Genomic DNA, 23,208 nt, shown 5'->3' on the forward strand with positions numbered 1-23,208 from the left:
TCCCACGTTATGCAAAAACGCATGGCAACGCAAATCCTGTACGCGAATCAACGTACTAGACTTGAAGCGCATTCATGAATCTTTCCACAGCCCGCGACATACCGTGCGTCAAAGCATCGGCTGTCAGCCCGTGACCAATGGAAACCTCCACCAGATTTGGCACTCTTTTGACCAGAGCAGGCAGATTGGCGACCGTCAGATCATGCCCGGCATTGACGGCAACGCCCGCCTTCGCCGCCGCTTCAGCGGTCTTCGCCAGCCGGTCGAGCTCCAGTGCCTCGCGGCGCGGATCGTCATGCGCACCGCCATAGGGGCCGGTATAGAGTTCGACGCGATCCGCCCCGAGCGCCTTGGCGAGCGCCGGTGCAGCCGGATCGGCATCGATGAACAGGGATACCCGCGCCGACTGGTGTTTCAGCTGCCGGATGATCGGCGCCAGGAAATCGCCGTCCTTCTTCAGGTCCCAGCCATGATCGGACGTGGCCTGCGCCGGATCGTCCGGCACCAGCGTGACCTGCTCGGGCTCGTTCTTGGCGACGAGATCGAGAAACTGCGCCGTCGGATACCCTTCGATGTTGAATTCGGCCTGCGGAAACTCGTCATCGATCAGGGCGCGGATCTCCGGCAGGTCGGAGAAGCGGATATGCCGCTCGTCCGGACGCGGATGCACGGTCAGGCCCGCAGCACCGCCGGCCAAGGCCACGCGGCCAAGCCCGATCACACTGGGCCAGGGCAGGTCGCGGCGGTTGCGCAACATGGCGATTGCATTGAGGTTCACGGAAAGGGAAGCTGTCATGCTGAAGTCCAATGTTTTTTCTTGTCCTGATCTTTACAGCAGAAAACGAACATTAAACATTGGAATCTGGTACGACCCGAAAGATGTTCGCAGGCCCGCCCCTCGCCTCGCAAGTTCTTGCCCGCAAAGAGTACGATTTGATGAGCCCATCCGATTTTTCCTCACCGCTTTTTGCCCAATGGCGCGCGCATGCCGCATCCGACTGGTCCGCCTATGTCGACCACGCCTTTGTGCGCGGCCTCGGCGACGGTTCCCTGCCCCAAACGGCTTTTCTGCACTATCTCGTCCAGGATTACATCTTTCTGTTCCACTTCTCGCGGGCCTGGGGCATGGCTGTCCTGAAGGCGGAAAGCCATGAGGAACTGGCGCTGGCATCGGCAACGGTCCATGCGCTGGTCAATCATGAAATGCCGCTGCATATCGAGATATGCGCGAAGGCCGGAATTTCACGCGAGAGGCTGCTGCAGACCGACGAGGAACCGGAGAACCTCTCCTATACCCGCTACGTCATCGATGCCGGATTGTCGGGTGACTTCCTTGATCTCATTGCGGCTCTTGCACCCTGCGTCATGGGTTATGGCGAAATCGGCGCGCGTCTCGCAGCCACCGCATCGGCAGGCAATCCCTATCAACCGTGGATCGATGCCTATGCGGGCAAGGACTATCAGGAGGCCTGTCACGCGGTCGGACGGCTCATCGAAAGCAGTGTCCATGCCCGGCTCGGTCCCTCACCGCAAACGTCCGGGCGCTGGAAGACGCTCAATCGCCGTTTCCGCGTGGCGACACGGCTGGAGGCCGGATTCTGGTCGATGGGACTACGTGGTGCGGCGCTTGCTCAATAGACCGGGGCAAGCGCATGATCGGCCCATTCCTCGCGGGGAATGGGCTTGCCTACTGTGAATTCAAAGGATTGAACCTGCTGCGTCTCCGGCGATATTCCGCAGTTGAACGCCAGGTTGTACCAGTTTCCACCACTGCGCATGGCTGCACCCGTGGCGGTTATGACACCGGATTTAACCTTCGTAGCGGCCATGGCATAGGCGATGACCCGATCCGGCTTGAAGCTTTTGTCCCATTTCGCCACTTGCGCCATGGCTTCCAGATTGCAGATCTGTTCAAGCCTCGTGCCAAGTTCCAGCGTTGGCAGCGCTTCGCGCGTCTGCCGGCTGCGTGGATCGGCCAGCACACCCGCCGACAGCATGGTCGTCGCTTTGCGCATGGCCGGCTGCTCCATTGCAGCGGAGGCCGCTTCCTGCCTTGGCGCCGGCAGAGCATCGGGAAGCGGCGCGGATACAGGAGGGAGAACAGGCAGATCGGCGGGTTTTGTTTCCGGAGCCGCCGCCGGTACGATCTGAAGATCGATGGTCTCTTCCAAGGGCGCATTGAAGCGAAATGGCCTCGCCAAGGCGATGAGAGCCAGTACAAGCAAAAGGTGCAGCACAGCAGAGACAATGACGCCGCTGGTGCTTGCCTCCCTCAATGGGGCATTCGCAAAGGTTTCGCCTGCCACCAAGCTCACCGAACTCACTCTCCCGGCCGACTGTTCACATCACACAGAACAAAGACACGCTCTTCAAGTGAACGCAACGCGCGATTGGAGTCAGGGCTGATGGCGCAGCAGGGAGGATGTGCCTGCGGCGAAGCCCATTTTCTCGTAGAACGGGATGAGGCGATCCGGGCAGTAAAGCTCGAAGCTTGCCATGGACTGGAGCTTCTCATGGCCTTTGATGCGCTCCATGATCTTTTGCCCCAATCCTGTCCCGCGGAATTTTTCATCAACAATCACGTCGAAGATCATGGCCTTGTAGACATAGTCGGTCAGAACGCGGGCAAAACCCACCAGCTTGCCCTCGGCGCAGCAACCGATGACAATGTCGCAGTGATCCAGCATGCGCACGACATCGTCGAACTGCCGGTTCTTGGTCCACCATTCATTCCGGTAGAGTGCGTGAAGCTCCTGCCGATGGGCGCCTTCTATCCGGTCAATCCACTGCAAATCCATATTCGCCCCTCCCGGCAGACAAGACCTTAACGCACCACCGTCAGCCGTTCGGCCGCGCGGGTGATGGCCGTGTAGAGCCAGCGGTCGCGCGTATCGCGGAAAGCAAAGCTCTCATCGAACAACACGACTTCATTCCACTGCGAGCCCTGCGCCTTGTGGGTCGTCAGCGCGTAGCCATAGTCGAAATCGTCGTAGCGCTTCTTGGTCTGCCACGGAATTTCCGTATCGGGATCCTCGAACTGCGCCTTGAGCAGCTTGATCTTGGCAACACCCCTGCCCGGCTCTTCATCCTCCGGCGCCACCAGCAGGTTGATGCCGGGTTTGACGGTCTCCCGCGACGAGGTCATGACCTTCCATAGCGAGCCGTTGAGCAGTCCCTTGGCCGGATCGTTGCGCAGGCACACCAGCTTGTCGCCCGCCTGCGGAAACGAAGCGCTGAACCCTTTGAGCTCGCGCAGACGCTGATTGTAGCGGCGGCGGGTGCGGTTCGTACCCACCAGCACCTGATCGGCGCCGAGCACCAGATCCTGCGTCACCTCGTTCTTGGAGATGACCTTGGCCGCACCGAAATCGCCGTAGCCGAATTCACGTCCCTCGCGCACGTCAAGCGCCAGGCGCAGGATCGGGTTGTCGCGCGCCTGCCGGTGGATTTCGCTGAGCAGGAAATCCGGCTCGTGTTCGGTGAAGAAGCCGCCGCCGGATATCGGCGGCAGCTGGCCGGGGTCGCCCAGCACCAGAATGGGCGTGCCGAAGCTCATGAGATCGCGGCCGAGCTGTTCGTCCACCATCGAGCACTCGTCGACGACGATCAGCTTGGCCTTGGCAACCGGGCTTTGCCGGTTGAGTGAGAAGGTCGGAGCGATGCTGGTCTTACCGGTGGTTTCATCCTCGACCGCCTCTTCGCCGCGCGGGCGATAGATCAGCGAATGCAGCGTCCGCGCATTGGCAGCGCCCTTCGAGCGCAGAACCTGCGCGGCCTTGCCGGTGAAAGCGGCGAACTGCACGTCCCCGTCAATATGCTCGGCGAAATAGCGGGCCAGCGTCGTCTTGCCGGTACCGGCATAGCCGAAAAGCCGAAAAAGCGGGCTGCGCCCGTCTTTCAGCCATTTGGAAACGGCGCTGAGCGCCTCATCCTGTTGTGGTGATAATTGCATGGCCCTGACTGACAGGATTCGCCCGCAAAGGGCAAGGAAAATGGGTGAATGCTGTCTTATACTATAGATTATCCGGGTTTCCCGGACGGATTTTGCCCGTTCCGGAATAACCGGTTTCCGTGTCTGTCATGCGGAATTCGTCGCCCTTTACCTGCAGACGCCAGCAGACCTTCTGCTCCTCGCCCTCATAGAGCAGGCAGAGCGTGTCATGCTCCAGCGTCCACTCGCCCGCATAGGCCATGCCGTTGGTCAGCACTTTGTCCGGCTTGCAGCATTCGATGAGCTTGCCGCGCGATTTACCGTCGGCTCCGAGAAACTCGGTGAAGTTGAACGGCGGCTGCGCCTTGACTTCGCCGGTGATGGTCGCGCCGGTCAAGAGCTTGCGCAGGTCCTGTTCGGTGGTTGCGGGCCAGGGCGCGTCCTGCGCCCGGACAGGCGCGGAAAAACTGGCCGCTGCCGCAAGCATCCATGCAATCGCTGCGCGGCGGACCGTCAAAGCTCCATGCATCTCAAGACCTTTCCGGATCATTTTCCAGCCTGATCGGCTGACCATGCGGGGTTGCGTGGGCCGCACGTTGCCATGAAGCGGCGAGATCATCAACATCCGTCGACTTTGCCACGTTCTTGGCCGCAACGAGGGATTCCAGTGCCGCGACCCAGCGATGGTAGTAATCACTGCCGTCCTCCAGCGCACCGGGCCGTTTCAGTTCGGTGGAGAGCGCCTGCGCCCACTCATCCCAGCCGAACAGGCCCCGGCTGTGCACGGCCAGCACCATGGCAAAGGCTTCCGCCTGCCACGGCTCGGCAAAAACCGGCGCATCGATCCCGTCGCCCAGCCCTTGCGAATGCGCAATCAACTCACGCAGGCTCAAGATAGCTCTCCCAGGCGTCGATGCTGACGGTCAGGGTCGGATCGGCGCCCTCACCCCAGATCTCCGCCGCCGTGAACACGACGGTGTAGACATATTGCGGGTTCTCGCCTTGGCCATGCGCATTGGTATCCGGGAAGACGAAGCCTTCGTGCACGGCTTCCACCGTGCCGGTTTTCCCGCGGGCGTAGCGCGGCAGCCGCGTATGTGTCTGCGGGTTGAAATTGCGGGTTCTGACGCGGTTCCCCGCCTGGAAACGCGGCGCCTGTCCGACCGGACGGTCGCAGGGACCGCCCTTCGCCAGAACGGCGGCAACGTTCTCCGCTTGCAGGACACGCTTGGGCTCGGTTCCCCTGCCAAGGGAGTGCCCCTGCGCCAACTCCGCATCGGTGACGAATCCATGGCGCTTCAGCAGCACTTCCAGCGCCTTGGTCCAGATTTCGTAATAGCTGGAGGAATAATAGTCGGCGGGATGCAGGCTTTCGCGCGCATGGCGGCTTTCGTCGATGTTCCAGTGCCCCATGGCTCCGGCGGCGAGCGTCAGACCCAGCGCCCGCTTTTCCCACACCGCATGGAAATAGGGCTCGTCCTTCTCCGGATTGACCGGGCCGAAGCCCATCTGCCCGCCAAGATCCTGCGGCCCGTTCATGCCACCTCCGGCACACGGGCGAGCCCCGTGCCGATCATCGAATCCCGCGTCACCAGCGTCGCCAGCTGTTCCTCGCTCCAGCCATCGGTGCCTTCCGGGCGCAGCGGGATGATGAGGTAGCGCAACTCGGCGGTCGAATCCCACACGCGGATCTGCGTGGTATCGGGCAGAACCAGATCAAACTCCGCCAGCACACCGCGCGGATCGATGACGGCACGCGAGCGGTAAGGCGGCGACTTGTACCAGACGGGCGGCAAGCCGAGCACCGACCATGGGTAGCAGGAACACAGTGTGCACACGACGAGATTGTGGGTTTCCGGCGTATTGAACACCGCCTGCATGTGCTCGCCCTGCCGGCCGGTATAGCTTAGCGACGCGATGGCTGCGGTCGCATCGCGTCTCAACCAGGCATTGAATTCCGGATCGACCCACGCCTTGGCCACAACCTTCGCACCGTTGCGGGGACCGACTTTGGTCTCATAGGTCTCGACAATGGCATGGATCGCCTCGGGATCGACAAGGCCTTTTTCAGTCAGGATCGTTTCGAGTGCCCGCACCCGTGCGGCCATGGGATCGAGTTCATTGTCGTGGTGGTGATCGTGATCATGGGACATGGTGGAAACTTATGCGTCTCCCGCATTTCGTGCAAGATCAGCGCAGCATCGGCCAGAGACTGGCGACAAGCAAGGCCGCCATGCTGATATTGAACCATTTCAGCCGCGCCGGGTCCGACAGCCAGCCGCGCATGAACTGGCCGAAGGCCGCCCAGCTTGACACCGAGGGCACGTTGACCAGGGCGAAGGCGATGCCGACAATCAGCACCGTGACGAGATAGGCCTGCGGCGCGGTATAGGTCGCCATCGCCGTCACTGCCATCACCCAGGCCTTGGGGTTCACCCACTGGAAGGCGGCGGCCTCAAAGAATGTCATGGGACGGGCATTGCCATCGACCGTGCCGAGCGAGCGCGACGTCGCGATCTTGTAGGCGAGATAGACCAGATAGGCGCCGCCGGCGAATTTGAGGATCGTGTAGACCAGCGGGATGGTCTGGATCAGGGCGCCAAGGCCAAGACCGACGCCGATCAGCAGCGAAAAGAAGCCGCTGCCGATGCCCAGCATATGCGGAATGGTGCGCCGGAAGCCGAAATTCACCCCGGACGCGAGCAGCATCAGATTGTTGGGTCCCGGCGTGATCGACGTGACGAAGGCAAAAACGAGGAGCGTGAAAAAGATTTCGAGCGACATGACAAACCGGATCTGATGCGTGGGGAAGATTTAAGCTTCGGGTTCATGTCGCTCAATCGCAATCTTGTCAGGGATACAATTGCGTATCCCTGAGTCCGATTGCCGCTGAAGCCTACATGCCCTGCGGGCCGCGGTTCATGGCGGCGACACCGGTCCGGCAGATCTCGACGAGACCCAGCGGCTTCATGATGGCGATGAACTGGTCGAGCTTCGATCCCTTGCCGGTGATTTCGAAGATGAAATGTTCCGTCGTGGCATCCGCCACCTTGGCGTGGAACGCATCGGCAAGACGCAGCGCTTCGTTGCGGTTCTCGCCGAGCCCTGCCACCTTGACCAGCGCCAGCTCGCGCTGGATCGGCTTGTCATTGCCAAGCTCGTCGGCGCGCACCGACAGGTCGACCACCCGGTGCACCGGCACGATGCGTTCGAGCTGATGGCGGATCTGGTCGAGCACATGCGGGGTGCCGCGCGTCACGATGGTGATGCGCGACAGGTGCTGTTCATGCTCGGTTTCCGAGACGGTCAGGCTTTCAATGTTGTAGCCGCGGCCGGAAAACAGGCCAATCACCCGGGCAAGGACGCCGGGTTCGTTGTCAACGAGAACCGATAGCACCGTGGTGATCGGTAGCTCCGTCTCCTTGGCAATGAAATATGCCGAGCCGGAGGCTAGATTTTGAGCGTTCATTACAGTGTTTCCTCTCCGGTTTCTTAAACGAGCTGCCGTCCCTTGGCATCAATGGCATTGGCAACGGCTTCATCCGTCGCTTCGTCAGGCAGGAGCATTTCATTGTGCGCCTTCCCCGACGGAATCATCGGGAAGCAGTTTGCCAGATTGGCGACGCGGCAATCGAACAGAACCGGTTTCTTCACGTCGATCATTTCCTGAATGGCATCGTCGAGATCGCCCGGCTTTTCACAGCGGATGCCGTGGCCGCCATAGGCTTCCGCCAGCTTGACGAAATCGGGCAAGGCCTCCGTATAGGAGTGCGACAGGCGGTTGCCATGCAGCAATTGCTGCCACTGGCGCACCATGCCCATATACTGGTTGTTCAGGATGAAGATCTTGATCGGCGCTTCGTACTGCACCGCCGCGCTCATTTCCTGCATGGTCATCTGCACCGAGGCATCGCCGGCAATGTCGATGACCAGCGAATTGGGATGGGCAATCTGCACGCCCAATGCCGCCGGCAGGCCATAACCCATGGTGCCGAGGCCACCCGACGTCATCCAGCGGTTGGGCTTTTCAAAACCATAGAACTGTGCCGCCCACATCTGGTGCTGGCCGACTTCCGTCGTGATGAAGGTGTCGCGATCCTTGGTCAGCGCATAGAGCCGCTCCAAGGCATATTGCGGCATGATCACGTCCTTGTTGCGTGTATAGGACAGGGACTTGCGCGACCGCCATTTGTCGATCTGCGCCCACCATTCGCCGATCGCCTTCTTTTCAGGCTTTTCGGACGAAGCGCGCCACAGCCGGACCATGTCTTCCAGAACCCGGCCGACATCGCCAACCACGGGAATGTCGACGCGAACCGCCTTGTTGATCGAAGACGGGTCGATATCGATGTGGATTTTCTTCGAGTTGGGCGAGAAGCCATTGAGGCGCCCGGTGATGCGGTCGTCGAAGCGCGCACCGATGCAGACCATAACGTCGCAATCATGCATCGTCATGTTGGCCTCGTAGGTGCCGTGCATGCCCAGCATGCCCAGCCAGTTCTTGCCCGATGCCGGATAGGCGCCGAGGCCCATCAGGGTGGAGGTGATCGGGAAATTGGTCAGCTCCACCAGTTCGCGCAGCAGATGGCTGGCCTGCGGGCCGGAGTTGATGACACCGCCGCCGGAATAGATGACCGGACGCTTGGCTGTCGCCATCAGGGCAACGGCCTGCTTGATCGCCTCGATATCGCCTTCGATCTTGGGCCGGTAGCTGGTGCGCGGCGCGGTTTCCGGCGGCGTATAGAAGCCGGTGGCGAACTGCACGTCCTTCGGCACATCAACGAGAACCGGACCCGGACGGCCGGTGCGCGCGACATGGAAGGCTTCGTGCAGGATGCGCGCGAGATCGTTGACGTCCTTCACCAGCCAGTTGTGCTTGGTGCATGGACGCGTGATGCCGATCGTATCGCATTCCTGAAACGCATCCGAGCCGATGAGCGTGGTCGGAACCTGGCCGCTGATGCAGACCAGCGGGATGGAGTCCATCAAGGCATCCTGCAGCGGCGTCACCGCATTGGTCGCACCGGGGCCGGATGTGACCAGCATCACGCCGACCTTGCCGGTGGAACGGGCATAGCCCTCCGCCGCGTGACCGGCGCCCTGCTCATGGCGAACCAGCACGTGATTGATCTTATCCTGCTGATGCAGCTCGTCATAAATGGGAAGGACCGCACCACCCGGATATCCGAAAATGTCCGTCACGCCCTGATCGATGAGTGCCTGAATGACCATTTCGGCACCGGTCATCTCCCGTCGTTGCGATGTGTGGTTGTCACTATCCTGCTTGTCTGCGGTCATCGATCTCTTCCCGTGTATTCTGCGGCTCTCGGCCTTCCAGAAGGTGTTTTCGTTTAGCGTAAGGTTTGGAAATAAAAAAGGCCCCCGAAGGAGCCTGTGTTTCGCGCATGGGAGCTTCCGCCGGGTGCTTACAACACCCTGCCCATGCGCGGTCCCACGACGATAAGAACTGTTTTCATGGTCGCGGACGATAATTAAGCAAATTCTATCCGTCAACGGCAAAATTCAGGAAATTGAAATGTTCGCAAACAAAGCAATGCTTTGGCGCAACATCCTTCAAATGTGAAATGCATCGCTAAGATATTCTCAATGCCTTGCGCTTAAGGTTCAATCCCGTTGCCAAATCCCAGGATTGACCACGACCTATGAGCGCCGAAGCCCTGCCCTCTGCACAACAAAGACCGATGGTCCGCAACCGGACCGATGGGCACGTCATCGAATGCAACGGCGACAAGGCCATTATCCACGCCAAGACCGGCCCGTCGATCACGGCATCGGACGATTACTGGTCTGTGGGCCAGCTTATCTCCATTCAGGTTGCCGACAGCCGCGTGGTCGGTCTTGTCTACAAGGTTGAGCTACCCAATGCCGAATGGCAGCAGGATGTCGATCAAAGCATCCATATCCATGTGGAACTCGTCGGCCAGGTCGATGCGCATATCGACGGAAAATTGCGCTTCTCCTCGGGCATCACCACCTATCCGCATATGGGCGCCATCGCCCATCGCATCCGCGCCGCCGATCTGGCCACCATCTACACCACGTCGCTGAAGAACACGGTGTCCATAGGCCACCTCTCGCAGAATGCCGACATTCCGGCGCTGATCTCGGTCGACAGCCTGATCTCCCGCCATTTCGCCGTGCTGGGCAGCACGGGCGTCGGCAAATCCAGCGCCGTGACCCTGCTTTTGCGCAAAATCATTTCGCAGCGTCCCGATCTGCGCATCCTCATTCTTGACCCGCACAACGAATTTGCCAGCGCGTTTCCCGATCTCGCCATCTCCATCGACTACAACACCTTCGATTTGCCGTACTGGATGTTCAAGCTGGAGGAATTCGGCGAAGCCGTGTTCCGCGGACGCCCGCAAATCGCGGCTGAAATTGATATTCTGCGCGATCTCATTCCGCTCGCCAAAGAACGTTTTGCCAATGTCGAGGCGGCAGCCACATCGTCCCTGCTGAAGAGAGAACGTGATTTCGCCTCGATGACCGCCGATACGCCGACGCCCTACCGGATGGCGGATCTGATCAAGCTGCTGGAAGAGCGCATCGGCCAGCTCGACGGCAAGACGGACCGACCGACGATGAAGGCGCTGCGCTACCGCCTGCAGGCACTGGTCGCCGATCCGCGCTACCGCTTCATGTTCTCGGCCCCGGCAACGCTCGATACGATGCGCCAGACCGTCGGTCACATTTTCCGCGTGCCGAAAAACGACCGGCCCATCTGCGTGTTCCAGCTGGCGGGATTGCCGTCGGAAGTGGTGAACTCCGTCGCCTCGGTTCTCTGCCGGATGGCTTTTGACCTAGCCGTTTCCAGCGATGGCAATGTGCAGACGCTTGTCGTATGCGAGGAAGCACACCGTTATATCCCCGCCGATACCAGCGCCGGGTTCTGGCCGACGCGCCAGGCCATTGCACGCATCGCCAAGGAAGGCCGCAAATACGGCGTCTATCTCTCTGTCATCACCCAGCGGCCGGGCGAGCTGGACCCGACGATCCTCTCCCAGTGCAGCACGGTTTTCGCCATGCGGCTCGGCAATGAGCGCGACCAGGAAATCGTCCGCGGCGCCATCAGCGGCGCGTCGCAAAGCGCCGTCGGCTTCCTGTCGTCGATCGCCAACCGCGAAGCGATCGCCTTCGGTGAGGCCGTGCCAACGCCCATGCGCATGATGTTCGAAACCATTGCGCCGGAACATCTGCCCGCCGCGCATATGACGCAGCAGCAGGAAGCCGTGCGCAGCGGTGACAGCCACGTTTCGCTCGACATGATCCTCAACCGGATGCGCCAGCTCAATGCGGCCGACAGCACCACGACCGAACATGCATCGGCCGGTTTTCAGGCCCCGGAAAAACCGGCGATGGTGCAGCGCCCTGCGGCACCCATTCCGCCGGAACCAGTCCGGAGCCAGTGGCGCGCGGCCGAATCCGCCCCGATCATCGAAGAGCCGCGCAAACCGGCGCGATCCGAGAGCGAAGGGTTTCGCGCCAGCGATCTCATCCGCAGCTTCCGCACTGACAAGACTTAAGGGCGGGGATAGGCGATCCGCTCCCAGTCGTCGCCGAGCTGGTTGCGGAACCAGGTCATTTGCCGCTTGGCATATTGCCGCGTCGCAATGGTCGACAGCTCGGCTGCCTGTGCAGGCGTGATCGTGCCTGCCAGCATCCTGGCGATTTCACCGACCCCGATGGCGCGCATGGCGGGCAGATCGGAGGACAGTCCGAGCGCCAGCAGGGCTTTGACCTCCTCGACCGCTCCCTTCTCCAGCATGGTAGCAAACCGCAGCGCGATCCGTTTGCCAAGCCAGGCCCGATCCGGGTCGATGACGATCTTGCGGGCCGAGGCCGCATCGATCAAAGGCGTGCCGGTTTGCTTCTGCCAATCGATGATCGACCGTCCCGAAGCATCGATCACTTCCAGCGCCCGCACGACGCGCTGGCTGTCGGTGGGGCGCAGCACTGCTGCCGCCCGCGGATCTTTTTCGCTCAAAATGGCGTGCAGCTGCTGCGCTCCGACCTGCGCGTCCTGCGCGCGCCAATAGGCCCGCACATCATCGGGTATATCAGGCATGGCCGAGAGGCCGCCGAGCAGCGCCCGGAAATAAAGCCCGGTGCCGCCAACAAAGATCAGCGGGCGGTCACCCGCAGCTTCGGTTTTCAGCAGGTGTTCGACATCGGTGAACCAGCGGCCGGTGGAATAGGCTTCGGACGGCGGGACATGGCCATAGAGGCAATGCGGCGCTTGCAGAAGATCATCCGGCCCCGGCCGTGCGGTAAGCACATCGAGCACGCCGTAGACCTGCATGGAATCGGTATTGACGATCCAGCCGCCGGTCTCCTCGGCATAGCGCAGCGCCAATGCCGACTTGCCGCTTGCCGTCGGTCCGGCTATCAGGATTGTCTGTCTTCTTGTCACACCAATCGTCCAATCGGGAAATGCTCATGCCCTTGATGGCCACGCTTATCGCCAATCCGGCTTCACCCCGTCTCAGCGCATCGCTCGGGATTAAAGCCTCAGCGGCACTCAATGCAACAGGACTTTACTGGCTGGCCGACGGAATTGCCTGCGATCTCGCCCTGCGCACAGGCTCGGACCCGGTGGCGGCCCATGCGGAACTGGCGCGGATCGTCGATGGCGAGCCCATCGACATCGTCGTGCAGGAACAGGATACACGGCGCAAGAAAATCCTGATCGCCGACATGGATTCCACCATGATCCAGCAGGAATGCATTGACGAACTGGCCGAAGAGGCCGGCCTGCGCGACAAGGTGGCGGCCATCACCGCCCGCGCCATGAATGGCGAGATCGCCTTCGAGCCCGCCCTGCGTGAACGGGTGGCACTGCTCAAGGGCCTGCCCTATTCCGTCATCGACAAGGTCATCGCCAGCCGCATCACCCTCATGCCCGGCGGACCGGAGCTTGTCCGCACCATGAAGAAGCACGGGGCCTATACGGCGCTGGTTTCGGGCGGCTTCACCGTCTTCACCCAGCGTATCGCCGCCATGATCGGTTTTCACGAGAACAGCGCCAATACGCTCATCGACAATGGTGAAACGCTCACCGGCGAAGTCACCGAACCCATCCTCGGCCGCGAAGCCAAGGTCGCGGCACTCAACGCCATCTGCGAACGCTTCAATCTTGCGCCGGACGAGGCCCTTGCCGTCGGCGACGGCGCCAATGATCTCGGCATGCTGCAGCTTGCCGGCACAGGGGTCGCATTGCACGCCAAGCCGTCGGTCGCGGCGCAGGCAAAGGTCCGGGTGGATCATGGCGACCTCACCGCGCTGCTCTACATCCAGGGCTATCGCAAGACCGACTTTGTCATCTGACAGCGCCGGAAACAAAAAAGGCGGCCATTGGCCGCCTTTTTGCTGAGGTCGTTGAGACGTCAGTTCATCTGCAAAGTCACGAAGCGCAATTCGCCCGTCTTGGATGCCAGCATCAAAAGGGCATTCTTGCGGCCTTCATCGCGCAGCTTCTCGATACGGGCAGCCACGTCTTCCGGCGTCTTGACGGCTTCCTGGGCAATATCGACGATCACGTCGCCCGCTTCGATCCGCTTGTTCGCGGCAATCGATTGGGCCTGCACTTCGGTGATCAGAACGCCCTCGACCTCCTTGGCAATGCCGAATGTCTTTCTGCTGTCATCGTCGAGCACGCCGAGCGTCATGCCGAGGACATCCACATCCTGCGCGGCGTCTTCATCCTGATCGGTCTGCGACTGGGATTTCTCCTTGGTCTTGGCATCGGTCGTATCTTCCAGCCGGCCGAGCGTGACCTTGACCGTCTGTTCCTTGCCCTTGCGCACCACGACGACATCGACGTCCTTGCCGACAGGGCTTTCCGCCACGGCGCGCGGCAGATCCTTGACATTGTTCACCGGCTTGCCGTCGAACTTGGTGATGACGTCACCGGGCAGGATGGAGCCGTTGGCCACGGGACCGCCGTCAATGATACCGGCAACCAGCGCGCCCTTGCTTGAGGTCATCCCCAGGCTTTCGGCGATATCGTCGGTGACCGGCTGGATGCGCACGCCAAGCCAGCCGCGCTGCACTTCGCCATGGTCGCGCAATTGCTGGATCACACCGGCGGCGAGGTCCGCCGGAATGGCAAAGCCGATGCCGATCGATCCGCCGGTCGGCGAAATGATCGCCGTGTTGATCCCGATGACCTGCCCGTACATGTCGAACAGCGGGCCGCCGGAATTGCCCCGGTTGATCGCCGCATCCGTCTGGATGAAATTGTCATAGGGGCCGGAATTGATGTCGCGGTTGCGGGCGGAAACGATACCCACCGTCACGGTGCCGCCAAGACCGAAGGGGTTGCCGATGGCCATGACCCAATCGCCGATACGAGCCTTTGAGGAATCGCCGAACTTGACCGCGACCAGCTTGTGCTTTTTCGGGTCGACCTTGAGCACCGCCAGATCGGTCTTGGTGTCCTTGCCGACCAGTTCCGCCTTCAGCTTCGACCCATCGGTGAAATTCACCTCGATATCGTCCGCATCGGCGATCACATGATTGTTGGTCACGACGATGCCCTGCTCCGCATCGATGACAAAGCCGGAGCCCAATGACTGAACCTTGCGGGACGGATTGTTCTCACCCGGCTTCTGCTTGCCGAAATACTCGTCGAAGAACTCCTGGAACGGTGATCCCTCCGGGACTTTCGGCATGGGAACCGGTCCGGAATCGCCATCCTGCCCCTTGATGGTCTGCGATGTCGAAATATTGACCACCGCATCCAGCAGACCCTCGGCGAGATCGGCGACGGACGCCGGGCCCTGGGCTTTCGGCTGCGCCGATTGTGCTGCCGCGATGGTCACAAAGGCGGGCGTCACGCTCGTGGCGGACAGGGCAATCAGCGCGATTGCCGCGGTGGCAGAACGGAAAATCGGGCGACCAGGAGTGAAAACCATGCGTTCGGGCCTTTGTCAGTGTGCTCGGATTAAAAAATAAATAGCGATGAATTACAACAGAGCCGCGAGAGTAGACGAAAATATGGCCGTCAGACTGCAAGTCTGATCAAGTTTGGTAATGGCGGGGCCCGCCATTACCCCCGTGCGAGCCAGACGATACCCACGCCGATGGCAACCGACGCGACACCGGCCATGCGCAGAAAGCCATCCGGCTGTCCGCTAACGTCCCGCGCGACGCGCTTTGCGATCAGCGGGAAACAGCCGTAGAGCAGCCCCTCGAAGACGAGGAACAGCCCTACAGCATCCAGAAAGTCGATCATACCTGGCCTGCCCCTATTGCGGGGCAGGTTTTGCAGCAGCCGGCGCTGGCGGAACAGCGCCACCATTGGCATCCTGGAAATACCGGAAGAACTCGGAATTGGGCGAAAGCACCATCGTTGTTCCGGCATTGTCGAGGGCTGTGCCATAGGCAGCCATGGATCGGTAGAACGCGAAGAAATCCGGATCCTTGGAGAAGGCATCGGCAAAGATCCGGCTGCGCTCGCCTTCACCCTCGCCGCGGGCGATTTCCGATTCCTTGCGGGCTTCCGCAATGATCTCGACCACCTGGCGATCGGCAATCGCCTTGATGCGCTGGGCAGCTTCACGGCCGCGGGCACGCAGGAATTCAGCCTGGGCAAGACGCTCGGCCTTCATGCGCTCGAACGTCTGCTGCGACACTTCCTGGGTCAGGTCGGTCCGACGAACGCGCACGTCCGCAATCTCGAGACCCAGCGATTCCGCATCCGGACGCAGCTGTTCGCGCACTTCACGCATCATGCCGGCACGCTCGTCGGAAAGCGCGGCTTCAAATCCACGCAGACCGTAAACGCTACGCAAGGATGCATCGAGACGCGTGCGCAGACGGGCCTGCGCGAATTCCACATCGCCCGACACCGTCTGGCGGAACTTGCGCGGATCGGTGATCCGGTAGACCAGGAAGGCATCGACTTCGTAGAACTTGCCGCCCGAAACCTGAACACGGATATTGTCCAGTTCAAAGCTCAGCAGACGATCTTCGATCATCTGGACATTGTCGGCTTCAAGAAAGCCGAACGGCAGCTTGAAATAGATACCGGGCTGGGTCTTCACATCGACGATCTGGCCGAAGCGCAGGACAATGGCCTGCTGACGTTCATTGACGACGAAAACCGAGGAATAAACCAAAAGGGCGATGAATGCGATGAGACCCGCAATAAGAGGAAGACGGTTCTGGCTCATTACTTTGTCCCCTCAGTCGGGCGCTGCTGCTTTGTGATCTCCGACAAGGGCAGATAGGGCACGACCCCCTGACCGTTCTTCTGGTCGACAATCACCTTGTTCGAGTCCTTCAGCACACGTTCCATCGTTTCGAGGAAAAGACGCTTGCGGGTCACTTCCGGCGCCTTCACATACTGGTCATAGACCGATGTGAAGCGCTGGGCCTCACCCTGTGCTTCCTGCACGATACGGTTCTTGTAGGCGGCCGCATCTTCGCGGATCTGCGCGCCTTCACCGCGGGCCTGACCGAGTTTCTGGTTGGAATACTGGTTCGACTCCTCGACGAAGCGGTCTTCGTCCTGTTCGGCACGCTGCACTTCATCGAAGGCATCGGCCACTTCACGCGGCGGCGACGCATCCTCGATGGAGACGGCATTGACCTGAACACCGGCGCCGTAATCATCCAGTGTCTTCTGGATGATGCCGCGCACGTCGTTGGCGATGCCAGCACGATTGTCGCGGAAAATGTCCTGCGCGGGGCTGCGGCCGACGATTTCACGCATGGCGCTCTCGGAAACCTGCTGGACCATGTTTTCCGGACTCTGCACATGGAAGAGGTAAGCAACCGGGTCGGAAACGCGGTAAAGAATGGAGAACTGAACATTCACGATGTTCTGGTCGCCGGTCAGCATCAGGCCTTCCTTGGCACCAGACACACCCTGCCCGCCGATGTTCTTCTGCTTCTCGACGATCTGGACCTTTTCATAGGTCTCGATGGGCCAGAGATGGAAGTGCAGGCCGGGCTCGGAAATATCCGCCTTCGGCTTGCCGAAGCGCAGTTCGACAGCGCGTTCATCCGGCTGGACCGTGTAGATCGACTGGAAAAGCCAGAAGGCAACCAGGGCAAGCGCCGCCAATCCGAAGATCGTCGAGCTGCTGCCGGTGCCGCCGGGAAGTGCCTGGCGCAGACGGTCCTGGCCACGGCGGATAATATCTTCAAGGTCGGGCGGATTGCCTCCGGGACCTCCGCCTTGCGGCTTCTGGCCCCATGGACCACCGCCGCCGCCATTGTTGTTACCGCCGCCACCCCAAGGGCCGCCGCCACCGTTCTGATTACTCCAGGGCATTCCTACCTCATGTTTTGGAACGAGATTCGCCACCCCATGGCAACGTCCCGCTAACCCGATATCCCGTTTATAGGGATCGCAAGGCGCGCTTTCAACGCGCAGCGCGGTTTTTCATGCTAATTTGGTAAAAAGTCGAACGATTATGACCGCTTATCACGAAATTTTCATATTGATTGCCGGATAAGCGGCAAATTCTAGCGTCGTTCGTAAATCGTGTAGCGGGTCGGATAATTATCTTTTTCACCCGCCGGGAATTCTTCCTGAAACACTTCGTTCCAGTTCTTCGGATCGATGGGAGGGAAAAACGCGTCGCCCTCGATATTGGCCAGAACCCAGGTGACGTGAAGACGGTGCGCCCGGTCCAGGAGCTGGCGATAAATCTCGCCGCCGCCGATAACGCAGATTTCATCCACCTTGTCCGCCGCCGCATGGCTGCCGGCAATCATCAGCGCCTCATCCACGGAACGGACCGCAATGACGCCGTCCACGGCAAAGGCGGGATCGCGGGTGATGACGATATTGGTGCGTCCCGGCAGCGGCTTGCCGAGCGTATCCCAGGTCTTGCGCCCCATGATGATGGGTTTGCCCATGGTGACCGCCTTGAAACGCTTCAGGTCAGAGGAAAGGCGCCACGGCAGGCCATTGTCACGGCCGATAACCCCGTTCTGCGCGACGGCAACAACAAAACTGATCATTGGACCTATTCCTTCCGGGAAAGCAGACAGCGTAAACCAAAGAGCGCGAGCAATTCGACCAGATCAACGGGTCCTGACCCTAGACGGCGATCGGCGCCTTGATGCTCGCTTCGGCCACATAGTTCTCAAGACTGAAATCGTCGAATGTGAAAGCAAAGAGGTCTTTCACGTCGGGATTAAGGCGCATGACCGGCAAAGGACCCGGCGTGCGGCTCAATTGCAGCCGCGCCTGCTCGAAATGGTTGGCATAGAGATGCGCATCGCCCAGCGTGTGGACGAAATCACCCGGCTGTAGACCCGTGACCTGCGCCACCATGAGGGTCAGCAGGGCATAGGATGCGATATTGAACGGCACGCCGAGGAAAATATCGGCGGAGCGCTGGTAGAGCTGGCAGGAAAGCTTTCCGTCGGCCACGTAGAACTGGAACAGGCAGTGGCAGGGCGGCAGCGCCATTTCATCGACCAGCGCCGGATTCCATGCGGAAACGATCAGACGCCGCGAATAGGGATTTTGCTTTATCGCACTGACAAGATTCGCAATCTGGTCGATATGCCGGCCATCGGGCGCAGGCCAGGAGCGCCACTGATAGCCATAGACCGGCCCGAGATCGCCGTTCTCGTCGGCCCATTCATCCCAGATCGTCACGCCGTTTTCCTTGAGATAGGCGATGTTCGTTTCGCCTTTCAGGAACCACAGCAGCTCATGGATGATGGATTTGAGATGCAGTTTCTTGGTCGTCAGGGCAGGAAAACCCGCCGACAGATCGAATCGCATCTGGTAGCCGAAAACGGAACGTGTGCCTGTCCCGGTACGGTCGCCGCGGTCGACGCCGGTATCGAGCACATGCTGAAGAAGATCAAGATAAGCGCGCATGGCTTCTCTTTAGCAGATTCGTTTCACGAAGCAGTAAAACTTCCGTGTGATCCACAAGCACGGGCGGCAAAAATCCCCGGCGAATCACCGGGGATCCATTTCGGTCCACCCAACGCTCAGAGGCTGCCGAGCAGTCCGAGCTCTTTTGCCGTCAGATAATAGAAGGTGACCCGGCCCTTGGAACGGTGATCTTTCATCTTTTCGCAGACGGCGTGAATGGCAGCATCGGCCTTGGCAGCATCGGTAACGCCGAGCTTCTTGCCAACCCAACTGGTACGAACACGGGCCAATTCTTCCGGATCCGAGCAGGAAACCAGCGAAGAATCCCGGTTGCGCAGGGCAATTCCGAGATGTTTGACGATTTTTGTGACAATCGCCTCGTCCGCACCCGCATCGTAATGACGTACATCTGCTAGATAGTCACTCATGAAAAAATCCCCTGATTGTTGGTTTCAATGCCCAGGCACTGAAACCCTCCCTGACACAAAAGACACCGCACAACCGGCAGCTGCATAACGCGATGACTCGTTAGACACAGGAAACATTCCCCAGCTACAGGAACCTGTCAATGCCGCTCTTTCATTTCGCCGCGACACCACCTATATAGGTCTTGCTGGCTTCGGCCAGCTATGGTGATAAACGGACGATACAATAAGCCTATTGGACCCGGGGGCGGTACCCGGCGCCTCCACCAGAGTGCAGTTGCACGACTGCATTGTGGCGGGGGCGAAATAGGATCGACAAGGGTGTAAAAATCGCTCTTTTGCCCGGCATAGTACCACCGTTATCGGGCTAACTCAGTAGTTGCAAACGACAACTATGCGGAAGCACGTCTCGCTGCTTAATTGCGGTGTGATCGCTTCAAATTAAGTCCTAGGGGTTCGCACTTCTAGGCGGGGTTCGGAGGTACCTGGCAACAGAAACCTCCACCTTTCCCCTTTTTGAAAATCCGCCATGCCGCAAGCCGTCTTCAGGCTTTGCGCATCCTGTTGCGTCAATCGTCCTGCGCTGCAGAAATGCAGAAGGCCCGGAACTTATGGTTCCGGGCCTTCGTCTGAGTGGATGAGCGAGGCTGCTTACTCGGCAGCGGCTTCCGCTTCGACAACGCGGCGGCGCGCGATTGTCAGCTGCGTCAGAATGAAGGCGGCCACGGCGCACAGGCCGATACCCGCGGCCATCGGCAGTGCCGTGCCGTTGAAGAACAGACCTGCAATGACCATTGCGACAGCTGCCGTCACGAAGTGCAGCGTTCCCATCAGGGCTGACGCCGTACCGGCAATCTCGCCATGATCTTCAAGCGCAAGCACCGCGGTTGTCGGAATGACCAGACCGAGGAAGCCGTAACCGATGAACAGGAATGTCGCCAGGACCGGCAGCTGGTTGAAGCCCAGCGCCATGACGACAACCATGGCCGCCATGGTGAACGAGAAGGCCGTCAAGGCCATACGCATCACACGCACCAGGCCGAAACGGTCGCCGAGCCAGCCGGTCAGCTGCGATACCGTGAAGAACGACACCGCATTGATCGAGAAGGCGATGCTGTACTGTGTCGGCGTCAGGCCGTAATGGTCGATCAGCACGAAGGGCGAGTTGGCGAGGTAAACGAGGAAGCTCGAGATACCCAGCCCGCCGATGAAGGTCAGCGTCAGGAAGTTGCGGTCGCTGAGCAGCAGGCGATAGGCCGCCATGGCGCTGCCAAGGCTGCTTTCCACGCGTGCGGCCTTGGGCCGGGTTTCCTTCAGCTGCGTCGACAGGAGGATCAGCCCGATGAAGGCGGCAATCGTCACCGCCCAGAACACGCCGCGCCAGCCGTAGAAGCTGATGACGGCACTGCCCGTCAGCGGCGCAAGGATCGGCGAAATGCTGAAGACCAGCATCAGCAACGACATCAGGCGCGCCGCCTGGACACCCGTGTGCATGTCGCGAACGATGGCGCGCGGAATGACCATGCCGGCCGCACCGCCGATGCCCTGCAGGAAGCGGAAGGCAATCAGCGTTTCGATGTCATTGGACAGCGCGCAGCCGACGCTGGCCACGGCAAACAGGCCGATGCCCATATAGAGCGGCGCCTTGCGGCCCCACATGTCGGAAAGCGGCCCATAGATCAGCTGGAAGATGGCGAAGGAAATGAAGAACGCCAGAAGGCTCATCTGCACGACATTGTTTTCGGCGCTGAGATCCTTGCCGATGGACGGCAGCGCCGGGAGATACATGTCGATCGCAAATGGCCCGATGGCCGACAGGAGACCAAGAATGAGGGCCGTACGAAAGAAAGAGGTCGTCATGGTGTTCATCTTTCAGAAAACGGCAGCGCGAAGCTCATCGGCTTCTGCGCCGCATTGCTCTCAGGAGAGGTTCAGAATTTTTCACCTGCGATGGAGCGGCGCGGCTTGGGAGGACGCTCTCTCCATCACAAAACAGTGTGTCAATGTTTTTAGACACAACTGTCAAATTAGACACTATTGTCTAAAACGTCAATGCGCATTATCTTCGGTTCATGACAAATCCAAAAGAAGCAGCGCACAAGGCGACCGGCCATACCCAACGTGGTCAATGTTCAAAACGTCTATCGATATTGGATGCAGCGGCCGAGGTATTTTGCCGGGAAGGCTTTGCCGGAGCGAGTATTGACGAAATCGCTGTGGAAGCGGGCGTTTCGCGCCAGACTATATACAACCACTACCGGGAAAAGGAAACACTCTTCACCGCCGTGGTCGAAGACGTGATGAACCGCACCAATGCCAGCCTCTTCTCGATATTGGCGACATTTCCCGACAAACCCGACAATCTGGAAGACGATCTGAGCGCATTTGCGGTGCGGCTCGCCCGGAATTGCCTGTGCAACCAGGACGGAAAGTTCCTGCGCAAGCTGGTGCAGTCCGAGGGCGAGCGCTATCCGCAGCTGTTCGAGGGCTGGCGCAGGCACGGCCCCGGCAAGATCGGAACCGCCCTCGCCGCGCTGTTTGCCCGCCTCTCCCATGGCGGCGGCCTGCAGATGGATGATTTCGATCTGGCCGCCCGGCAGTTCCTGGCCCTGGTCAATGCCGATCTGCAGATGATTACGCTCTTCGGCGAATCGCCGACCGGGAAACAGCTGGACAATGCCGCGCGCAATGCCGTGCGCACCTTCCTGCGGGCCTATTCCGCCTCCGCAGGCAATCCGGCAATGGGTGCGGACAACGGGCCCCAGCGGGCACGGCAAGCTTAATTTAAGCCTGGAGCTTACAACCAGTCGCAATTCCTTTATCCATGCGCCATAATGGCTCAAACCTGTTTGTCATCTCTGCTTGACAGAGAGGGGCGAATCCATGGGATAAGAGTGCATGCCACAAGATATGATCCGTTACGATATACTGGCCCAGGAAGCGCTGCGCGGCGTTATCCGCAAAGTCCTTGGTGAAGTTGCCAAGGCTGGTCTTCCTGGCAACCATCATTTTTTCGTCACGTTCCTGACCGGTGCGGCGGGCGTGCGTATTTCGACGCGTCTGCACGAAAAATATCCCGAGCAGATGACCATCGTCCTGCAGCACCAGTTCTGGGACCTGCAGGTCACCGATACGCTGTTTGAAGTCGGCCTGTCCTTCGGCGACGTGCCGGAACGTCTGGTCGTGCCGTTCTCGGCCATTCGCGGCTTCTACGATCCCTCCGTCAACTTCGAACTGGAGTTCGACGTCGAGGTGGAAGAAACCGTCGGCGATAACGATCAGGGCGTTACCAGCATTGCACCGGTGCAGCCCGCCGAAAAGCCGAAGACGGCAACGTCCGGCGTCAAGCCGAAACCCGCAGCCAAACCGGCCAAGAAGCCGGCCAAGGCAGGCGGCGAGAAAGCCGATGCTCCGCGCGAGGAAACGGGCGAGAAGGCATCCGCATCGGTCGTTTCCCTGGATTCATTCCGGAAGAAGAAGTAACGCGCGCCCATGGCCGACATCGTCAACCTGCGACAATTCAAAAAGCGCAAGGCGAAGGACGCGAAGGAGCAGAGTGCGGCCGAGAACCGGATTGTGTTTGGCCGCACCGGGACCGAGAAACAGTTTGAAAAGAACGCCAGCCGCAAGACGGAGCGGTTTCTCGACAGCAACCGGCTTGAGGGTCGCGTACCACCAGCCGGCAAGGACAAGCCTTGAGCCTTGTCCGCAAACGGTCCGTGACAATCCGCGGGCACCGCACCAGTTTTTCCCTTGAAGACCCTTTCTACGCGATCATCACGTCCATCGCGGATGACCGCAAGATCACGCTCGCCCGCCTGATTGCCGAAATCGACGAGGGCCGCGACCGCGACTCCAACCTGTCTTCGGCCCTGCGCATCTACGTGCTCGACTGGGTGATGAACGGGATGAAAACCGCTTCCTAAGAAGCTGATTTGATTCGCGGTGTTGTACTCACCCGGCATTCTGCATCGCCGTCATGC

The 23,208-nt window shown here is 60.1% G+C and carries 27 protein-coding genes and 1 other RNA gene; 8 read left to right on the forward strand and 20 right to left on the reverse strand.

Going from position 1 to position 23,208, the window contains the following annotated elements:
* Positions 1-55: 55 nt before the first annotated feature.
* Positions 56-796 carry a pyridoxine 5'-phosphate synthase gene (locus tag ACIQWS_RS11490; protein WP_346306964.1) on the reverse strand — a complete coding sequence of 247 codons (741 nt, stop codon included), beginning with the start codon at positions 794-796 and terminating at the stop codon, positions 56-58.
* A 140-nt stretch (positions 797-936) separates the two neighbouring features.
* On the opposite strand from ACIQWS_RS11490, the gene ACIQWS_RS11495 reads away from it, so the two are divergent.
* The gene (locus tag ACIQWS_RS11495; RefSeq protein WP_403176734.1) at positions 937-1,638 is read left to right on the forward strand and encodes a TenA family protein; all 702 of its coding nucleotides are present in this window, start codon (positions 937-939) and stop codon (positions 1,636-1,638) included.
* Here ACIQWS_RS11495 and ACIQWS_RS11500 read toward each other — a convergent pair.
* The 10 genes from ACIQWS_RS11500 to ACIQWS_RS11545 all read right to left on the reverse strand — a co-directional run bounded on the left by ACIQWS_RS11500 (position 1,632) and on the right by ACIQWS_RS11545 (position 9,229).
* Positions 1,632-2,315: a DUF930 domain-containing protein gene (locus ACIQWS_RS11500; RefSeq protein WP_403176737.1), complete on the reverse strand. Its 684-nt coding sequence runs from the start codon at positions 2,313-2,315 to the stop codon at positions 1,632-1,634. The genes ACIQWS_RS11495 and ACIQWS_RS11500 overlap by 7 nt on opposite strands.
* Before the next feature lie 81 nt (positions 2,316-2,396).
* Positions 2,397-2,798 (reverse strand): GNAT family N-acetyltransferase, encoded by a 402-nt coding sequence (locus ACIQWS_RS11505; RefSeq protein WP_403176743.1) that lies wholly within the window; start codon positions 2,796-2,798, stop codon positions 2,397-2,399.
* A gap of 26 nt (positions 2,799-2,824) precedes the next feature.
* Entirely contained in the window at positions 2,825-3,952 is a 1,128-nt protein-coding gene (locus tag ACIQWS_RS11510) for an ATP-dependent RecD-like DNA helicase (RefSeq protein ID WP_403176746.1), read from the reverse strand.
* Between the two features lie 61 nt (positions 3,953-4,013).
* Positions 4,014-4,481 carry a hypothetical protein gene (locus ACIQWS_RS11515; RefSeq protein ID WP_403176747.1) on the reverse strand — a complete coding sequence of 156 codons (468 nt, stop codon included), beginning with the start codon at positions 4,479-4,481 and terminating at the stop codon, positions 4,014-4,016.
* Complete coding sequence (locus ACIQWS_RS11520; RefSeq protein WP_403176749.1) at positions 4,462-4,824, reverse strand: nitrile hydratase accessory protein; 363 nt, start codon at positions 4,822-4,824, stop codon at positions 4,462-4,464. Before ACIQWS_RS11520 ends, ACIQWS_RS11515 begins: the two co-directional genes overlap by 20 nt.
* Positions 4,811-5,470 (reverse strand): nitrile hydratase subunit beta, encoded by a 660-nt coding sequence (gene nthB / locus ACIQWS_RS11525; protein WP_403176752.1) that lies wholly within the window; start codon positions 5,468-5,470, stop codon positions 4,811-4,813. The genes ACIQWS_RS11520 and nthB overlap by 14 nt, the downstream gene beginning before the upstream one ends.
* Complete coding sequence (gene nthA / locus ACIQWS_RS11530; RefSeq protein ID WP_403176757.1) at positions 5,467-6,084, reverse strand: nitrile hydratase subunit alpha; 618 nt, start codon at positions 6,082-6,084, stop codon at positions 5,467-5,469. The genes nthB and nthA overlap by 4 nt, the downstream gene beginning before the upstream one ends.
* Positions 6,085-6,121: 37 nt before the next feature.
* Complete coding sequence (locus ACIQWS_RS11535) at positions 6,122-6,715, reverse strand: LysE family translocator (protein ID WP_403176761.1); 594 nt, start codon at positions 6,713-6,715, stop codon at positions 6,122-6,124.
* A gap of 112 nt (positions 6,716-6,827) precedes the next feature.
* The gene (gene ilvN, locus ACIQWS_RS11540) at positions 6,828-7,400 is read right to left on the reverse strand and encodes an acetolactate synthase small subunit (RefSeq protein ID WP_091877790.1); all 573 of its coding nucleotides are present in this window, start codon (positions 7,398-7,400) and stop codon (positions 6,828-6,830) included.
* Positions 7,401-7,423: 23 nt separating this feature from the next.
* On the reverse strand, positions 7,424-9,229 hold the full coding sequence (locus ACIQWS_RS11545; RefSeq protein ID WP_403176774.1) for an acetolactate synthase 3 large subunit: 1,806 nt from the start codon (positions 9,227-9,229) through the stop codon (positions 7,424-7,426).
* A 365-nt stretch (positions 9,230-9,594) separates the two neighbouring features.
* Here ACIQWS_RS11545 and ACIQWS_RS11550 point away from each other — a divergent pair, with 365 nt between their 5' ends.
* Complete coding sequence (locus ACIQWS_RS11550) at positions 9,595-11,475, forward strand: ATP-binding protein (protein WP_403176780.1); 1,881 nt, start codon at positions 9,595-9,597, stop codon at positions 11,473-11,475.
* Here ACIQWS_RS11550 and miaA read toward each other — a convergent pair.
* Positions 11,472-12,368: a tRNA (adenosine(37)-N6)-dimethylallyltransferase MiaA gene (gene miaA, locus ACIQWS_RS11555; protein ID WP_403177750.1), complete on the reverse strand. Its 897-nt coding sequence runs from the start codon at positions 12,366-12,368 to the stop codon at positions 11,472-11,474. The two genes, ACIQWS_RS11550 and miaA, sit on opposite strands and share 4 nt — an antisense overlap.
* Before the next feature lie 20 nt (positions 12,369-12,388).
* Between miaA and serB the strand changes: the two genes are divergently transcribed.
* Positions 12,389-13,276: a phosphoserine phosphatase SerB gene (gene serB / locus ACIQWS_RS11560; protein ID WP_403176785.1), complete on the forward strand. Its 888-nt coding sequence runs from the start codon at positions 12,389-12,391 to the stop codon at positions 13,274-13,276.
* A gap of 59 nt (positions 13,277-13,335) precedes the next feature.
* On the opposite strand, the gene ACIQWS_RS11565 is transcribed toward serB, so the two are convergent.
* The 7 genes from ACIQWS_RS11565 to ACIQWS_RS11595 form a co-directional block, all read right to left on the reverse strand.
* On the reverse strand, positions 13,336-14,865 hold the full coding sequence (locus tag ACIQWS_RS11565; RefSeq protein WP_403176787.1) for a Do family serine endopeptidase: 1,530 nt from the start codon (positions 14,863-14,865) through the stop codon (positions 13,336-13,338).
* Positions 14,866-14,999: 134 nt separating this feature from the next.
* A complete protein-coding gene (locus ACIQWS_RS11570; protein ID WP_223612770.1) occupies positions 15,000-15,185 on the reverse strand; it encodes a DUF2065 family protein in 186 nt (61 codons plus the stop codon).
* Between the two features lie 13 nt (positions 15,186-15,198).
* On the reverse strand, positions 15,199-16,125 hold the full coding sequence (locus ACIQWS_RS11575; protein WP_346306948.1) for a protease modulator HflC: 927 nt from the start codon (positions 16,123-16,125) through the stop codon (positions 15,199-15,201).
* On the reverse strand, positions 16,125-17,231 hold the full coding sequence (gene hflK, locus ACIQWS_RS11580; RefSeq protein WP_105732232.1) for an FtsH protease activity modulator HflK: 1,107 nt from the start codon (positions 17,229-17,231) through the stop codon (positions 16,125-16,127). Before hflK ends, ACIQWS_RS11575 begins: the two co-directional genes overlap by 1 nt.
* A gap of 194 nt (positions 17,232-17,425) precedes the next feature.
* Positions 17,426-17,926: a dihydrofolate reductase gene (locus tag ACIQWS_RS11585; protein WP_403176796.1), complete on the reverse strand. Its 501-nt coding sequence runs from the start codon at positions 17,924-17,926 to the stop codon at positions 17,426-17,428.
* Between the two features lie 79 nt (positions 17,927-18,005).
* Positions 18,006-18,800 (reverse strand): thymidylate synthase, encoded by a 795-nt coding sequence (locus tag ACIQWS_RS11590; RefSeq protein WP_223612767.1) that lies wholly within the window; start codon positions 18,798-18,800, stop codon positions 18,006-18,008.
* A gap of 116 nt (positions 18,801-18,916) precedes the next feature.
* On the reverse strand, positions 18,917-19,228 hold the full coding sequence (locus ACIQWS_RS11595; RefSeq protein WP_223612766.1) for a DUF2853 family protein: 312 nt from the start codon (positions 19,226-19,228) through the stop codon (positions 18,917-18,919).
* 145 nt (positions 19,229-19,373) lie between these two features.
* Between ACIQWS_RS11595 and ssrA the strand changes: the two genes are divergently transcribed.
* Positions 19,374-19,731: a transfer-messenger RNA gene (ssrA, locus tag ACIQWS_RS11600) on the forward strand.
* A gap of 145 nt (positions 19,732-19,876) precedes the next feature.
* Here ssrA and ACIQWS_RS11605 read toward each other — a convergent pair.
* Positions 19,877-21,085 (reverse strand): multidrug effflux MFS transporter, encoded by a 1,209-nt coding sequence (locus ACIQWS_RS11605; protein WP_223612765.1) that lies wholly within the window; start codon positions 21,083-21,085, stop codon positions 19,877-19,879.
* 212 nt (positions 21,086-21,297) lie between these two features.
* Between ACIQWS_RS11605 and ACIQWS_RS11610 the strand changes: the two genes are divergently transcribed.
* From ACIQWS_RS11610 to ACIQWS_RS11625, 4 genes are all read left to right on the forward strand, one after another.
* Positions 21,298-22,008 (forward strand): TetR/AcrR family transcriptional regulator C-terminal domain-containing protein, encoded by a 711-nt coding sequence (locus ACIQWS_RS11610; protein ID WP_403176804.1) that lies wholly within the window; start codon positions 21,298-21,300, stop codon positions 22,006-22,008.
* A 115-nt stretch (positions 22,009-22,123) separates the two neighbouring features.
* On the forward strand, positions 22,124-22,708 hold the full coding sequence (locus ACIQWS_RS11615; protein ID WP_403176805.1) for an SspB family protein: 585 nt from the start codon (positions 22,124-22,126) through the stop codon (positions 22,706-22,708).
* Positions 22,709-22,717: 9 nt separating this feature from the next.
* The gene (locus ACIQWS_RS11620) at positions 22,718-22,924 is read left to right on the forward strand and encodes a DUF4169 family protein (protein ID WP_346306943.1); all 207 of its coding nucleotides are present in this window, start codon (positions 22,718-22,720) and stop codon (positions 22,922-22,924) included.
* Positions 22,921-23,151 (forward strand): ribbon-helix-helix domain-containing protein, encoded by a 231-nt coding sequence (locus tag ACIQWS_RS11625; protein WP_346306942.1) that lies wholly within the window; start codon positions 22,921-22,923, stop codon positions 23,149-23,151. Before ACIQWS_RS11620 ends, ACIQWS_RS11625 begins: the two co-directional genes overlap by 4 nt.
* Positions 23,152-23,208: the final 57 nt, after the last annotated feature.

Origin of the sequence: Phyllobacterium sp. NPDC097923, from assembly GCF_044760925.1 — a bacterium.
Classification (GTDB): Bacteria; Pseudomonadota; Alphaproteobacteria; order Rhizobiales; family Rhizobiaceae; genus Phyllobacterium; species Phyllobacterium calauticae.